Source organism: Gaoshiqia sediminis (genome assembly GCF_025907915.1).
In the GTDB taxonomy this organism is placed as follows: Bacteria; Bacteroidota; Bacteroidia; order Bacteroidales; family Prolixibacteraceae; genus Gaoshiqia; species Gaoshiqia sediminis.
In genome coordinates, this window is record NZ_JAPAAF010000008.1 from 108,139 (window position 1) to 123,002 (window position 14,864).

A 14,864-nucleotide genomic window follows, 5' to 3' on the forward strand; every position below is an offset into this window, starting at 1 on the left:
ATGACTAAACAGCCTTTTTTATGAGGCGAAGGATCTTATCAACAGATGCATTAATATCTGGTGATATTTTAAGATAGTAAACCGTTGGTAAATAAATTGACGTAATAATGAATCCTCTCAAAAAAATATCGATAAACAAATTCTGCCGGGCGATTAGTTCTTGTATAAGAAATGCTGAAATCAAAATAATCGCAACAATCAAAAATTTATAATTAAACGGTTGCAACTTAAACTTCCATAGCAGATAAGAATATCTCATCAGGTTGTTCAGGAAAAGCCCGGCCGCAATGGACACGGCTGCCCCAACAATTCCCCACAGCGGGGTGAGCACATACAGTAAAACGCCAACCACCGCGATCAGCACCACAACAAAATAAAGCGACACCCGGTAATGCTTTGAAAAAGCGAGGACCTGCGCATTGGCGCCGGTCAGCATATCAAAAAGGTAGCCCAGGCCAATAAAAAAAATGACCCATTTGGACTGGACATAATCGTCACCCAGAATAATGAGAATGTTGTGGATGTTGGCCCAGATGCCCAGAAAAAGAAAACCGCCAATGATAAACTGATTGAGGCAGCTTTTATAGTAGATGTCGCGGATGGCTGCCAGCTTGCCCTCGGCCCAGGCATCGGCAATGAGGGTGCCCGAAATCTTCAACAGTGGGCGCGACGGGATTACCACCAGTGTTCCAAAGTAAAAAGCGATGGTATAGACGCCCGTATTGCTGAGGTCCAGAATCTGGTTGACGACAATTTTGTCGATATTGAAAACCGCCATTGTGCCCAGCCCCCCCAAAATGGAAAAAGCAGCCACATCGATCATTTCTTTCAGAAACGATTTGTTGATGAACTTAAAATCAGTCCGGAAATGGATTTCGCCCCGGAGGAAAAGGAGGATCAGGATCAGCAATCCTTTAAGGGAAATTACAGTTGCGTAACCCAAAATAAGCTGGTGATGATTAATCAGCCCTAATGCAAACACCACGACCAGCAAAAACAGGAACACGCGCTGCAAAAAATCCTGCAGAAAAATGCCCGACACCGCATCGTACAACACCTTATTGTACGTGTCGAGTTGCGTGTAAATCATGGCAAAGAAGGTGAGTGGCACCAGCAGGTAAATGTAGTCGGCAAACAAGGCCGATTTTTCCTGATTGTTTTCCATCAGCAAGGGCGAAAACAGGAAATAGGCCAGCAAAAACAGGGAGAAGCCTACTGCCATAAACAGGGCCGTAATGGCCACGAACCCGTGGTGCCCGCTTGCGTTGTTGCGAAAATAGGGGAACAAGCGTGAGGTTACTCCTGCCGAACCCAGCATCGAGAACTGACCGAACAGGGTAGCGTATGCGCCAAACAATCCGAACAGGCCTACCATATCGGTGGTCAGAAAATTGGGGTACAGGTACGAAGTGGTGACAAACCCGATGAGCACCCCCAGGTACGACCAAAGACTGCCTTTTATGGATTGTTTAATGATAATGCCCATTTGTACCGGTTTCCCTGATTATTTCTTTATTTTTGCTTCAATTTGAAACGAGAAAAGCTTTAAATAATTATGGCAAAGATAAAAGGCAATCGCAATATATTGGCAGTAACCGGAATTATTCTCTTCTTTATCATCACCGCATTTCTCTATTTTTCGCCCCAGCTTGAAGGCAAAAAGCTGGATGCCGGCGATACCGCCCATTATCTGGGCATGGCAAAAGAAGTCAATGATTTCCGGGCCGAAACCGGCGAAGAAGCCTTGTGGACCAACAGCATGTTTGGCGGGATGCCCGCTTACCTGATTTCCGTGAAACATGGCGGCGAGCTGCTGGCCAGGGTGCAGACATTTTACAACACCCTCCTTCCCCGACCGGCCGGCTATCTCGTATTGTACTGCCTGTTCTTTTTTGTGCTGACCTTGTTACTGGGCGTCAACCCCTTTGCCGGTGCAGCTGGCGCCCTCATGTACGGTTTTGCCACCTTCTTTTTTGTACTGATGGGCGCCGGGCACATGACCAAAGTACACACGCTGACGTACATGGCCCTGGTGGTTGCAGGGGTACTGATGGCCTACCGAAACCAACCAGTTGCAGGCAGTTTGGTTACCGCCATTGGCCTGTCGTGGATGCTGAGCGCCAACCACCCGCAAATGACCTATTACGCCGGAATCATGGTCGTGCTGATCGGAATTAGCTACCTGGTTGCAGCGGTCCGGGAAAAAACGCTGCCTGCCTTCCTGAAAGCATCCGGCCTGCTGCTGATTGCCCTGGTGCTGGCCGTGGGCACTAACTTTGGCCGTTTGTACACCACCTATGAATACGGGAAAGATTCCATTCGCGGCGCTTCGGAGCTTACCACTGACGAAGACAACCAAACCGCGGGGCTCGATAAAAATTACATCCTGGATTACAGCTACGACTGGGGCGAGGCCATGACGGCTTTCATCCCGCGCTTTAAAGGCGGTGGCATGAGCGAACCGTTGGGCGAGAAATCGGAGGTATACCGCTTTTTCGAAAAGAACCAGGGAAAAGCCGCAGCCAAACAAGTAACTGCCGCCCTACCGATGTATTGGGGGAGCCAACCCATTTCGAGCGCTCCATTCTACTACGGGGCCGTGCTGTGCTTCCTGTTTGTGCTTGGTTTATTTGTGGTAAAAGGAACTGACAAATGGTGGATTGCCGCCGTGGTAGTCGTTTCCTTCTTGCTTTCGTTGGGAAAGAATGCGGCCTGGCTCAGCAATTTCATGATAGACTACTTTCCGGGCTACAACAAATTCCGCGACGTGAAGAACATCATTGTCATCCAGCATTTTTCAATGGCTTTACTGGGCGTGCTGGCCATCCGCGAAATCTATCTTCAACGACTGGATAAGGCTATTTTGCTGAAAAAACTGAAACACGCCTGGTTTATTTTGGGCGGACTGGCCTTGCTATTCGTGGTGTTCCCCGGACTGGCAGGCGATTTTACCGGACCAACGGATGCCCGCCTGGCGCAAGCCGGTTGGCCCGAACAACTACTTGGCGCCCTGCGCGACGACCGCCGCATGGTGCTACGAACAGATGCCTTTAAAGCACTGATATTTATCAGCCTGGCGGCAGGCCTCATCTGGCTGTACGTGAAGCAAAAACTCAAAGCCAGCTATGCACTGGCACTTTGGGTGGCACTGATCTTTGCCGACATGTGGCCGGTAAATAAAAAATATTTGAACGATGATAATTTCACCTCCAAATCGAAGGCCGAAGCACCCTATAAAGCGTCGGCTGCCGATCAGGAAATTTTGAAAGACACCGACCCGGATTACCGCGTCCTGAACCTTACAGTCAGCCTCTTTCAGGATGCCTCCACCTCGTATTTCCACAAATCGCTGGGGGGTTATCATGGCGCTAAAATGGAGCGCTACCAGGAATTGTTCGACCATCAGCTGTTCCCCGAGGTCCGTACGCTGATCGGTGGATTTCAGAAGCCGGAAGCCATCGATTCGGTGATGCGTTCGCTTTCGGTGGTCAACATGCTGAACACGAAATACATCATCTACGACCCGAACCGTGCGCCGCTCCAAAACCACCATGCCCTGGGTCATGCCTGGTTTGTGGATGAAGTGAAGTTGGTGGAAGATGCCAACGAGGAAATCGCTGCGCTGGCCGGTTTTGATGCTGCGGAAGAAGCCCTGGTTGACCAACGTTTCTCCGAAATGCTGAAAGACATGCAGTTTGGCGGGGCCGGCGAGTCGCAGATCGAACTGCTGGAGTACCGCCCCAATTACCTGAAATACAAGGCACGGGCAAAGAATACTTCGCTGGCCGTGTTTTCCGAAATTTATTACCCCAAAGGCTGGAAAGCATACATCGACGGGCAGGAAACCGATCATCTGCGGGCCAACTACGTGCTGCGGGCCCTGCCTGTTCCTGCCGGTGAGCACGAGATTGAATTCCGTTTTGAACCGGCTTCGTATTTCACCGGAAATAAAATTTCGCTGGCCAGTTCGCTCCTGCTGATCCTGGCGCTGGCACTGGTCGGCTATTCAACTTACAAAAAGAAGGCTGTTCATGAAAAGGAAGTCTCCGGCAAGGCTTAAACGCCGATTGGTGCGCTCATACCTGACCTCCACCATCAGCATTACTCTGGTATTGTTCTTGGTGGGCATTCTGTCGTTGCTGGTATTGAATGCCGAACGGCTATCGGAATACGTACGTGAGCATGTTGGCTTTACGCTGGTGCTGCACGATCATGTTCGCGATGTGGAGGTACTCCGCCTGCAAAAAATATTGAGCGCTACGCCCTTTGTGAAATCCACCGAATTTGTCGGGAAGGAAGAAGCCGCCGCACGACTGACCGAAGAGTTGGGCGAGGATTTTACCGGCTTCCTGGGCTTCAACCCGCTGTTCTCATCTATCGATGTCAAGTTATATGCCGAATACATGCAACCCGACAGTCTGGTGATTCTCGAAAACGAATTTCTGGAATTCCCCGAAGTACAGGAAGTTTTTTACCAGCGAGACCTGGTCAAAATCATCAACGAAAATGTGCAACGCATCAGCCTCTTTCTGCTGGTTTTTTCATTGTCGCTTTTGTTTATTTTCACCACCCTCATCAACAACACCATCCGCATTTCTATTTATTCTCAGCGGTTTATCATCAACACCATGAAACTGGTTGGTGCAACGCGCCCCTTTATCCGCCGGCCTTTTGTGATGAGAAGCATCAGCTACGGGCTACTGGCCGGATTGATCGCCAACGCGGCGCTGCTGTTGCTGATTCATTCGTTCCAACAGGATTTTAAAGGTATCCTGGATCTTCGGCAAATCGATACGATTGGGATCACCTTTGCTATTGTTTTACTGTTCGGAGTACTAATTTCGTGGCTTTCAACCCTACTGGCTGTAAATAAATTTCTTCGCTTACGGTTTGAAGAGTTATATTATTGATTATTTTTGACCAGCAAGTTTACGATCATGGCAAAAAAAGAACAAAACATAACAGACTCCCAATTCGCTTTAGGAAAAGAAAATTTCAGACTTCTGCTCATCGGCTTCGTCATTATTGTTATTGGTTTTATCCTAATGGTGGGCGGGCAAAGTGAGGATCCTGCGGTTTTCAATACCGAGATTTTCAGCTTCCGCCGGATTACCCTGGCCCCGGTTGTGGTGCTGTTCGGATTTATGTTTGTCATTTTTGCCATCATGAAAAAAGCCAAACCACAGGACTAACAGGTAGCTTTATCGTAAGGCTTTGTTACCTTTCCCCTTATTTACCCATTTATTTTCCTTCGACTTACCCGATTACCAGTTGATTTACTATTTTTGCAGGCTGAAAAAATCCGAACAGGCAATTTCAGTTGAATAAATAATTTTAAAGGCTTTAGAATGGGGATTGAACCCAAAAAATACGATTTCCAGCAAGGAGAAATTTTACTGTTTGACAAAGAGCTGGAATGGACATCATTTGATTTGGTACAAAAAGTACGCAACAAACTCTGCCGTGCGTTGGGAATAAAGAAACTAAAAGTGGGCCACGCCGGCACCCTCGACCCCAAAGCCACCGGTCTGATGATTCTGTGTACCGGGAAAGCCACCAAGCAAATAGAAAGTTTACAAGCCGAAGAAAAGGAATACATCGCCACCCTAAAGCTGGGCGCCACCACGCCATCCTTCGACCTGGAAACAGAAGAAGACGCACAATTCCCAACCGACCACATCAACCAGACGTTGATTGAGGAAGTATTGAAGCATTTCACCGGCGAACAGTTGCAGGTGCCGCCTATTTTCAGCGCAGTCAAGGTTGACGGCAAACGGGCTTACACCCATGCCCGCAAAGGACAAGACGTGAAACTAAACGCCAAACTGATCCGGATTCCGCACATCGAACTTATCCGTTTTGAGGGCAGCCAACTGGTTATCCGGGTGGCGTGCAGCAAAGGCACCTACATCCGGGCCTTGGCGCGTGACATTGGCGAGGCACTGAACAGCGGCGCTTATTTGACCGGCCTAAAACGCACCAAAATAGGAAAGTTTGACGTAGAAGAAGCGATGAGCATCGATTTTTTTGTGGAAAATTTAAATCAATTTGTAACCAACTAACAACTGCGCCGTAAAAGGTCACTTTGGATTACAGGCAGCATCCGGACAGCGATCCTGCTATATGAAAGTCAATTAAGAAAATACAGATATCATTTACCTATGAAGTTATCGAAGTTTAAGTACAAATTACCGGAAGAGTTAATCGCCCTGCATCCGTCCGACAACCGCGACGAATCGCGTCTGATGGTGTTGAACCGGAAAACAAAGGAGATTGAACACAAGTTATTCAAAGACATCACCGATTACTTTGAAGATCAGGACGTGATGGTCTTCAACGACACCAAGGTTTTTCCGGCTCGTTTGTACGGCAATAAGGAAAAGACGGGCGCCGAAATTGAGGTTTTCCTGCTACGCGAACTGAACCGCGAACAGCGTTTGTGGGATGTACTGGTGGATCCGGCCCGTAAAATCCGCATCGGAAACAAACTGTATTTTGGCGAAGACGATTTGCTGGTTGCCGAAGTCATCGACAACACTACATCACGAGGCCGCACCCTGCGCTTTTTGTTTGACGGCCCCTACGACGAATTTAAAAATACGCTTTACAGCCTGGGAGAAACACCGCTGCCCAAGTTCATCCAGCGCCCGGTAGCCCCTGAAGATAAAGATCGCTATCAAACTATATTTGCCAAACACGAAGGCGCCGTAGCCGCACCTACTGCCGGTCTGCACTTTAGCCGCGAACTGATGAAACGGCTCGAAATTATAGGCGTTGACTTCAGCTTTGTTACCCTGCACGTAGGATTGGGCAATTTCCGCAGTGTGGACGTGGAAGACCTGACCAAACACAAGATGGACTCGGAACAAATTTATATTACCGAAGAAGCTTGCGAGGTGGTTAACCGGGCAAAAATGAACAAGAAAAATGTATGTGCCGTGGGAACAACCGTCATGCGGACACTCGAAAGCTCCGTATCCACCCAGGGCCACCTGAAACCATATGAAGGATGGACCAATAAATTCATCTTCCCTCCCTACGAATTCAGTGTGGCCAACCGCATGATCACCAATCTCCACCTGCCCCTGTCAACCTTACTGATGATGGTGGCTGCTTTTGGAGGTTATGATTTTGTGATGGAAGCCTACCGAAAAGCCATCAAAGAGGGTTATCGCTTTGGCACATACGGCGATGCAATGTTGATCCTGTAGCCCACTCTCTAAAAACAATATTAAAAGGTTGCCTGCCCGGCAGCCTTTTTTATTGCGAAACAACGAATGCCTGCACTTCGCATCCGAATATTATCTTTGCAAAAAAAAGAAACAAATGACTGAAACCCCACGCATCACAATCTTTACCGACGGCGCAGCACGTGGCAACCCCGGCCCCGGAGGCTACGGGGTGGTGCTACTGTCGGGGCCACACCGCAAAGAACTTTCCGATGGATTTGATCTGACGACTAACAACCGCATGGAGTTGCTGGCTGTTATCATCGGGCTCGAAGCTTTAAAAGTCGAGAACAGCCAGGTCACCGTTTACTCCGACTCCAAATATGTGGTTGATGCCGTTGAAAAACGCTGGGTGTGGAACTGGGTCAAAAAGCGCTTTGCCGGCAAAAAGAATGCAGACCTGTGGCAGCGGTTTCTGAAAATATACGAAAAACACCAGGTACGTTTTGTTTGGGTAAAAGGCCATGCCAACATCCCCGAAAACGAGCGTTGCGACCAATTGGCCGTAGAAGCATCCCTGGCGTCAAACCGGAAAAAGGATATCGGATATCTGGAGTCGCAACTACAATAATTAGTTGGCAGTCTCAGCCTCAGCATTCACTTATCCCATTCAACTGCAATCATAACTGCATACTGGGACTGAATACTGAGACTGTGACTTAACACCGCATACCAATTTAATTCCTATTTTTGACGTCTGAATTTTCACATCCTTTGCCCTCATGAACCTGATTTATCAACTCGGCATCCGCATCTATCGGCTGGCAGCCTGGCTGGCAGCTCCCGTCAACCCCAAAGCACGCTTTTGGCACCAAGGACAAAAGTCGGTTTTTCCTTATTTGAAGAGCAAATCGATCGGCAAACAACCGCTGATTTGGGTTCATTGCGCCTCGCTGGGCGAGTTTGAACAGGGCCGTCCGCTGATCGAAGCCATCAAAAAGCAACATCAGGGCTACCAAATCCTGCTCACGTTCTTTTCGCCTTCGGGCTACGAAATACGCAAAAACTACGAAGTGGCTGACTTCATCTGCTACCTGCCAGCCGACACACCGGCCAACGCCCGAAGGTTCATCAACCTGGTGCAACCGGAGAAAGTTTTCTTCATCAAATATGAATTTTGGAAAAACTACCTGCATGAATTAAGCCGCCAGAAAATTCCCCTGTATCTGGTTTCAGCCATTTTCCGGCCCGAGCAATTATTTTTTCAAAAAGGCTTTCGGGCCAGGTGGTACCGCAATATTTTGCAGGGCGTTGAGCACTTCTTCGTTCAGAACCAGCAATCGGCCAACTTACTGGCAAGTATTGGATTTTCCAATTACACTGTTACCGGCGACACCCGTTTCGACCGGGTAGCGGAGATCGCGGCCAACCGGAAAGAACTTCCGCAAATTGCCGCGTTTAAAGGCGACGCAAAACTAATTGTTGCGGGCAGCTCGTGGCAGCCCGACGAGGAAATTCTGGCCGAATACCTTAAAACAAACAAAACGGTCAAGATGATTATTGCCCCGCACGAAGTGAAAGAAGTCAATGTAAAGCGACTGCTGGCCTTGCTGCCGGAAAAAGCCGCTCGCTACTCGTCAGCCGCTGACCAACTCACAGACAGCCGCATCTTGATTATCGACTCCATCGGCATTCTGTCCAGTATTTACCGGTATGCCGATGTGGCCTACATTGGCGGTGGGTTTGGCGTGGGCATCCACAACACGCTCGAAGCGGCCATCTACAACATCCCTGTTTTGTTCGGCCCCAATTATCTCAAATTTCAGGAAGCCGTGGAACTGGTCAACCGAAAACTGGCCTTTCCGGTTAAAAATGCCAACGAACTAACCGCTCAACTGGATCAGCTAATCAGACAGGACGAATTACGGGCCGGGATTTCGGTGGGTTGCCGCCAATTCATGTCGGAAAATATTGGCGCCACCCAACTGGTATTGGAAAAAGTTTTTAACAATTAACTTTTTCTGAAACCAATTTCGAAACACAAACGTAGCAGCGCCAAATACACGCTAAACCGTTCATTTTCTGTTAACTTTTCAAGTCACCTCCTGATGATTATTTACCGTTTTGGTAAACTTTTTTTAATTATCAAAACATCTAATCACTGTATATCAATCAACTAACACATTTTAGTTGATAACTTTAATGCAGTTCCCAAAAAATAGTATTCCTTTTTTTTCCTCCGTACACTATATTGCATGAAGGAATTCCAATCCACCAAATACTGATTTAAGCTCAAGTTTACAATCAGTTAACAAAACAACAGATTTAATTTTTTGGTCTATGGCTTTCAAAAATGTGGCAGCAGAGCCCCTGGCGGGCAAAAAAACATTTTCTCAGGACGAAGCGTTCCGGGAATCGTTGAAGTACTTCAACGGCGATGACCTCGCAGCAAGGGTTTGGGTAAACAAATATGCCCTGAAAGACTCGTTCGGCAACCTGTACGAGCAAACCCCCGATGACATGCACAAGCGCCTGGCAAGCGAAATTGCCCGGATTGAGCAGCAGTACAACAACCCCATGGATGAGCAACTGATTTATCAGCTGCTGAAAGACTTTAAGTACATTGTTCCGCAAGGTGGTCCGATGACCGGTATCGGAAACGATTATCAAATTGCCTCCCTTTCCAACTGCTTTGTCGTTGGAAACGAAGGTAATTCTGACTCTTACGGCGGTATCATGAAAATCGACCAGGAACAGGTACAACTGATGAAAAGACGCGGTGGCGTTGGACACGATCTTTCGCACATCCGCCCGAAAGGCTCGCCGGTGAAAAATTCGGCACTGACCTCAACCGGGATCGTACCGTTTATGGAACGCTATTCCAACTCAACGCGAGAAGTAGCCCAGGATGGACGCCGTGGCGCCCTGATGCTTTCCGTATCCATCAAGCACCCCGATTCGGAGAAGTTTATCGATGCCAAATTGGAACAGGGAAAAGTAACCGGCGCCAACGTGTCGGTAAAAATCCACGACGACTTTATGAAGTCGGTTGAAGGCGGGATTCCGTATCGCCAGCAATACCCCATTGACGCCGCCAGTCCGATGTACGAAAAGGAGATTGACGCCAATGCCCTATGGAAGAAAATTGTTTACAACGCCTGGAAATCGGCCGAACCGGGAATCCTGTTCTGGGACACCATTATCAAAGAATCGGTACCGGACTGCTATGCCGACCTGGGTTACCGCACCGTGTCAACCAACCCGTGCGGCGAAATTCCACTTTGCCCCTATGATAGCTGCCGCCTGCTGGCCGTCAACCTCTATGAATATGTTGAAAAGCCATTTACTGCCGAAGCCAAATTCAACTTCGACAAGTTCAGGGAACATGTGGGATATGCCCAACGCATCATGGACGACATCATCGACCTGGAACTGGAAAAGATTGATGCCATCATTGGTAAGATTGACGCCGATCCGGAAGATCCTGAAATCAAATATACCGAACGCCACTTATGGGAGAAAATCAAAACCAAGGCCCGCGAAGGCCGCCGTACCGGTGTAGGCATTACCGCTGAAGGCGATATGCTGGCCGCCCTGGGTTTGCGTTACGGAACAGATGCCGCCACCGATTTCAGTGAGGAAATCCACCGCACCCTGGCTGTTGAAGCCTACCGCTCGTCGGTAAACATGGCCAAGGAACGTGGCCCGTTCAAAATCTATGATGCCGAACGCGAAAAGAACAACCCGATGATTGCCCGCATCCGCAAAGAAGACGAAGCGCTCTATCAGGATATGGTAAAATACGGACGCCGCAACATTGCCCTACTCACCATTGCCCCCACCGGTACCACCAGCTTGATGACCCAAACAACTTCCGGCATCGAGCCCGTATTTATGCCGGTTTACAAACGTCGCCGGAAAGTGAACCCGAACGACAAAAACGTACGTGTTGATTTTATTGATGAAGTGGGCGACAGCTGGGAGGAATACATCGTTTTCCACCACAAGTTCCTGACCTGGATGGAAGCCAACGGCATCGACAGTTCAAAAAATTACAGCCAGGAAGAACTGGATGAAATGGTACAGAAATCGCCCTACTACAAAGCTACCTCAAACGATGTAGACTGGCTGAACAAAGTACGCATGCAAGGTCGTATCCAGAAATGGGTGGACCACTCCATCAGTGTTACCATCAACCTGCCTGCCGATGTGGAAGAAGAACTTGTTGGCCGCCTGTATTTCGAAGCCTGGAAGAGTGGCTGCAAAGGGGTGACGGTTTACCGCGACGGTTCACGATCGGGCGTTTTGATCTCAAATAAAAAGGAAGAAAAGAAAAAAGGATCTTCGCCATTTCCGACCAAACGGCCCGAAGAACTGGATGCCGATGTGGTTCGCTTCCAAAACAACAAAGATAAGTGGGTGGCATTTATCGGATTGATCGATGACCAACCTTATGAGATCTTCACCGGTTTGCAGGATGACGAAGATGGCATTTTGTTGCCCCGATCGGTCACACACGGGAAAATCATCAAAAGCCGCGACGAAGATGGCAACTCGCGCTATGATTTCCAGTACGCCAACAAACGCGGGTACAAAACCACCATCGAAGGATTGTCTTACAAATTTAATCCCGTATTCTGGAACTACGCCAAACTTATTTCCGGAATCTTGCGTCATGGAATGCCAATCCACAAAGTAGTGGACACGGTAACCAGCCTGCAACTCGACAACGAAACTATCAACAGCTGGAAAGCCGGTGTGGCCCGTGCCCTGAAAAAGTACATCCCGAACGGAACGATTGCTGAAGGAGCAACCTGCGGTGAATGTGGTTCCAACAATGTGATCTACCAGGAAGGCTGCCTGACTTGCCCCGACTGCGGATCATCCAAATGCGGATAATTTCAAATTCCCTGTTTATATCAGAGGCTGCCCGATCGGACAGCCTCTTTTTTTCTCTTAGCCCAGGATATTCATCTGTTGCAGGATGAACTTTATCAGCATAAGAATACCAATTAGTGCAGCCAAGCCAATAAAGGTCAGGGCGATATCGCTGATTTTCTTCTTCGGCTGCTGGTCGGGCACAGGTTTTTGTTGTATATCTTTCATGTTGCAAGGAGTTGAATTTAAATAAGATGACCGGATATCTGTCTGCTAGTTACAGGCACATGATAACAGCCTGATCTCCGGTAAATCAGGCTTGTGTCTCAACATAAAAAGCAACAGGAAGCTAACAGAGCAAGGCATGTCCCCGGATAAACACAGGAACAGGCGCCTCTTGGTCGATCACGTAAAAGGTTAAACGAATGTCATTCCGAAAAGAAAAATTGCGCGGCACAACCTGTCCTGCAGGTAAGGTAATCGTGTGAAAACGGAAGCTTCCGGTGATCGTCTCAGCTACTGTATTTTCGTTTTGATATAGATACAGCGGAAACTTACCCGGACTTTGAATGGTAGCGACCTCCTTATTTCCAATGAAAGGTTCAACCGATTCCTGCAGAACTGGAACCCGGCTGGCTGTCGGCAACATACCTCCCGAAGACAGGTGACAGGCAATCAGCAGAAAAAGCAAGAGGCGGACAATCTTCTTCATTGGTAATTCACTTAGACAAAGATAGCGGCAGACCAATTCGAAAAATTTTCTGACTCCATTTAATTATCGGTTGAACACCAAAAATTAACCCTTCATCCCCACCAGCAGACTACCCGACCAGTTAAAATTTCAGGGGAAGCACACCCACCGTACTTTTGGCTCAGAAATAATTTCAACAATTAATCAATTCCGGTACAAAAAATTGAAAGCTATTTTATGCAGGGGAAATGCACATTTTTGAAAACGGAGAACGGCAACCACCTCTACATCAACCACTCACCCAACCAGTTGGGGAACATGCTCGATCCCGGTCTATATTTCAGGATTAATGTGAATCGCTCTTAGGGCCGAAGGCCAGGTCGCCGGCATCACCCAGACCGGGAACAATGTAGGAATTTACGGTCATCTCTTCGTCGATGGCCCCTACCCAGAGGGTTACATTGCTGCCGTCAATATGTTCGCGCACGTATTCCACCCCTTTGCGGCTGGCAATAATGGCCACCAGGTGAACATGACTGGGCGTTCCCTTCTGCAACATGGCCTTGTAACCAATTTCCATGGAAGCTCCTGATGCCAGCATCGGATCGGAAATAATCACCACTTTTTCATTCAAATCGGGCGAGGCCAGGTATTCAAATTCAATGTGGAATTCGCCCTCTTCATCATACTTGCGGTACGCTGAAATAAAGGCATTCTCGGCTTTATCGAAGATATTGAGAAATCCCTGCTGTACCGGCAAACCAGCACGCAAAATAGTAGATAACACCGGTTGTTGGGTCAGGGTAGGCACCTTGGCGATTCCCAGTGGCGTTTTTACGTTGGTCACTTTGTAATCCAGGGTCTTGCTGATCTCGTAGGCAATAACTTCGCCTAAACGCTGTAAATTCCGCCGAAAACGAAGCGGATCTTTCTGGATATGCTCGTCCCTGATCTCTGCAAGGTATTGATTGAAAATAGAATTGGATTCGCTAAGGTTATGAACTAACATGACAAAAAATTTTGGCGAAAATAATCAAATTTTCGGTTTTCGGGGGAATTAACTAAAGATAAAATCGCCTTCGCCATCCTGAATTTTCAGGTTTTTAGCCGATACCGGAAACGAAGCATAAATTTGATGATTGATTTTTTTCGAAAAGAGAAACGGAGAAGATGCCCGGAATATGGCTTCCGCCAGCGCAGGATTAAGCACGGTAATCATTTCCAGACGGTTAACGGCCGCTGCCTGAACAAGAAACCGGGCCAAGGGTGCCGTGCAATCCATCTCGAAATGCCCATGCAAGGTTTTCAGGTGGGCATCGCGCACCGAATACATCAAAAAGCCGACGAAGTTTCCGTGATGGAAAACCTTGACGGTTTGATAAAAAAATTGCTCGGCAAAGGAAGAAAAAGCATACCGATCAGCCTGTTGACCATCAACCGTCGAAATCCAGGGAAAGCGCAATATCCATTGCAGTTCCCGCCTTCCTCGCAGAAAAAGGGATTCTGATTGTTGCTTTTCAGCCAGCTGTAAACAGTCATCGTCCGGCCACCTCATTTTCTGAAAGGAGAAATCTTTCTCTTCTCTGTTTTTGAAAGCAAGCAGCCTGATCGATGCCGCCAAACGAATAAGAAAATCTGCCCCAGCCCATCCCCACTTCAACTGAGGGTAGCGTAACTGAAACAGTTTCCTGGTCCGGGCAAATAAGTAAAAACGCCGCCCTACTCCCGCATAAACCGGATGAAACAACTGCGTTTTCAGGTACAACTGCAACGAAGCCGGTGCGTAGTTGGTAAACAGGAGGCGCTGTTCCCAATCGATGACAATCTCTCGCAGCAACTTATCGGAAAGGCCCTGCCGCCGAAAATCAGGGTGGACCCAATTGCCGCTCAACCAGGCGAAACGTTTTTCCTCGTTGGTCAGCCGGGCCGGAAAAACCGTCCGGTAAGCAATAATCCGGTCCGCTTCCTGCAAAAAATACAACACCGGATCATCGGGCAACGCATGTGGATTATGGAGGTACGAATCCGCTCGCAACAAACTCACCGGCTGGTCGGGCAATTGGAGGAACCAATTCGTCTGCACAAAGGCGTCCATATCTTTCAAAAGAACCTTCCTTAGTTCCATA

Annotated in this window: 13 protein-coding genes; 8 read left to right on the plus strand and 5 right to left on the minus strand. The window is 48.2% G+C overall.

The window, feature by feature from the left end:
- Positions 1-4: 4 nt before the first annotated feature.
- Positions 5-1,486, minus strand: a complete 1,482-nt coding sequence (locus N2K84_RS08140; protein WP_282591299.1) for a lipopolysaccharide biosynthesis protein — start codon at positions 1,484-1,486, stop codon at positions 5-7.
- A gap of 69 nt (positions 1,487-1,555) precedes the next feature.
- Here N2K84_RS08140 and N2K84_RS08145 point away from each other — a divergent pair, with 69 nt between their 5' ends.
- The 8 genes from N2K84_RS08145 to N2K84_RS08180 all read left to right on the plus strand — a co-directional run bounded on the left by N2K84_RS08145 (position 1,556) and on the right by N2K84_RS08180 (position 12,068).
- Positions 1,556-4,060: a YfhO family protein gene (locus N2K84_RS08145; RefSeq protein WP_282591300.1), complete on the plus strand. Its 2,505-nt coding sequence runs from the start codon at positions 1,556-1,558 to the stop codon at positions 4,058-4,060.
- Complete coding sequence (locus tag N2K84_RS08150; RefSeq protein ID WP_282591301.1) at positions 4,032-4,910, plus strand: cell division protein FtsX; 879 nt, start codon at positions 4,032-4,034, stop codon at positions 4,908-4,910. Before N2K84_RS08145 ends, N2K84_RS08150 begins: the two co-directional genes overlap by 29 nt.
- Positions 4,911-4,937: 27 nt before the next feature.
- Entirely contained in the window at positions 4,938-5,192 is a 255-nt protein-coding gene (locus N2K84_RS08155) for a DUF3098 domain-containing protein (protein WP_282591302.1), read from the plus strand.
- A gap of 156 nt (positions 5,193-5,348) precedes the next feature.
- Positions 5,349-6,062, plus strand: a complete 714-nt coding sequence (truB, locus tag N2K84_RS08160) for a tRNA pseudouridine(55) synthase TruB (RefSeq protein ID WP_282591303.1) — start codon at positions 5,349-5,351, stop codon at positions 6,060-6,062.
- Positions 6,063-6,161: 99 nt separating this feature from the next.
- Positions 6,162-7,211 carry a tRNA preQ1(34) S-adenosylmethionine ribosyltransferase-isomerase QueA gene (gene queA / locus N2K84_RS08165; RefSeq protein WP_282591304.1) on the plus strand — a complete coding sequence of 350 codons (1,050 nt, stop codon included), beginning with the start codon at positions 6,162-6,164 and terminating at the stop codon, positions 7,209-7,211.
- Between the two features lie 115 nt (positions 7,212-7,326).
- The gene (rnhA, locus tag N2K84_RS08170; protein ID WP_282591305.1) at positions 7,327-7,800 is read left to right on the plus strand and encodes a ribonuclease HI; all 474 of its coding nucleotides are present in this window, start codon (positions 7,327-7,329) and stop codon (positions 7,798-7,800) included.
- Between the two features lie 151 nt (positions 7,801-7,951).
- Positions 7,952-9,184 (plus strand): 3-deoxy-D-manno-octulosonic acid transferase, encoded by a 1,233-nt coding sequence (locus N2K84_RS08175; RefSeq protein WP_282591306.1) that lies wholly within the window; start codon positions 7,952-7,954, stop codon positions 9,182-9,184.
- Between the two features lie 325 nt (positions 9,185-9,509).
- Positions 9,510-12,068 (plus strand): adenosylcobalamin-dependent ribonucleoside-diphosphate reductase, encoded by a 2,559-nt coding sequence (locus tag N2K84_RS08180; RefSeq protein WP_282591307.1) that lies wholly within the window; start codon positions 9,510-9,512, stop codon positions 12,066-12,068.
- 57 nt (positions 12,069-12,125) lie between these two features.
- On the opposite strand, the gene N2K84_RS08185 is transcribed toward N2K84_RS08180, so the two are convergent.
- The 4 genes from N2K84_RS08185 to N2K84_RS08200 all read right to left on the minus strand — a co-directional run bounded on the left by N2K84_RS08185 (position 12,126) and on the right by N2K84_RS08200 (position 14,863).
- Entirely contained in the window at positions 12,126-12,275 is a 150-nt protein-coding gene (locus N2K84_RS08185; protein ID WP_282591308.1) for a hypothetical protein, read from the minus strand.
- A gap of 121 nt (positions 12,276-12,396) precedes the next feature.
- Complete coding sequence (locus N2K84_RS08190; RefSeq protein WP_282591309.1) at positions 12,397-12,759, minus strand: hypothetical protein; 363 nt, start codon at positions 12,757-12,759, stop codon at positions 12,397-12,399.
- Positions 12,760-13,084: 325 nt separating this feature from the next.
- Positions 13,085-13,747 carry a uracil phosphoribosyltransferase gene (upp, locus tag N2K84_RS08195; RefSeq protein ID WP_282591310.1) on the minus strand — a complete coding sequence of 221 codons (663 nt, stop codon included), beginning with the start codon at positions 13,745-13,747 and terminating at the stop codon, positions 13,085-13,087.
- A gap of 48 nt (positions 13,748-13,795) precedes the next feature.
- Entirely contained in the window at positions 13,796-14,863 is a 1,068-nt protein-coding gene (locus N2K84_RS08200) for a GNAT family N-acetyltransferase (protein ID WP_282591311.1), read from the minus strand.
- Position 14,864 lies beyond the last annotated feature (1 nt).

Coding starts and splice junctions, on each gene's coding strand:
- N2K84_RS08185 (WP_282591308.1), bottom strand. CDS start 12,275: ATGAAAGATATACAACAAAAACCTGTGCCCGACCAGCAGCCGAAGAAG.
- rnhA (WP_282591305.1), top strand. CDS start 7,327: ATGACTGAAACCCCACGCATCACAATCTTTACCGACGGCGCAGCACGT.
- queA (WP_282591304.1), top strand. CDS start 6,162: ATGAAGTTATCGAAGTTTAAGTACAAATTACCGGAAGAGTTAATCGCC.
- N2K84_RS08140 (WP_282591299.1), bottom strand. CDS start 1,486: ATGGGCATTATCATTAAACAATCCATAAAAGGCAGTCTTTGGTCGTAC.
- N2K84_RS08150 (WP_282591301.1), top strand. CDS start 4,032: ATGAAAAGGAAGTCTCCGGCAAGGCTTAAACGCCGATTGGTGCGCTCA.
- upp (WP_282591310.1), bottom strand. CDS start 13,747: ATGTTAGTTCATAACCTTAGCGAATCCAATTCTATTTTCAATCAATAC.
- N2K84_RS08145 (WP_282591300.1), top strand. CDS start 1,556: ATGGCAAAGATAAAAGGCAATCGCAATATATTGGCAGTAACCGGAATT.
- N2K84_RS08190 (WP_282591309.1), bottom strand. CDS start 12,759: ATGAAGAAGATTGTCCGCCTCTTGCTTTTTCTGCTGATTGCCTGTCAC.
- N2K84_RS08180 (WP_282591307.1), top strand. CDS start 9,510: ATGGCTTTCAAAAATGTGGCAGCAGAGCCCCTGGCGGGCAAAAAAACA.
- truB (WP_282591303.1), top strand. CDS start 5,349: ATGGGGATTGAACCCAAAAAATACGATTTCCAGCAAGGAGAAATTTTA.
- N2K84_RS08155 (WP_282591302.1), top strand. CDS start 4,938: ATGGCAAAAAAAGAACAAAACATAACAGACTCCCAATTCGCTTTAGGA.
- N2K84_RS08200 (WP_282591311.1), bottom strand. CDS start 14,863: ATGGAACTAAGGAAGGTTCTTTTGAAAGATATGGACGCCTTTGTGCAG.
- N2K84_RS08175 (WP_282591306.1), top strand. CDS start 7,952: ATGAACCTGATTTATCAACTCGGCATCCGCATCTATCGGCTGGCAGCC.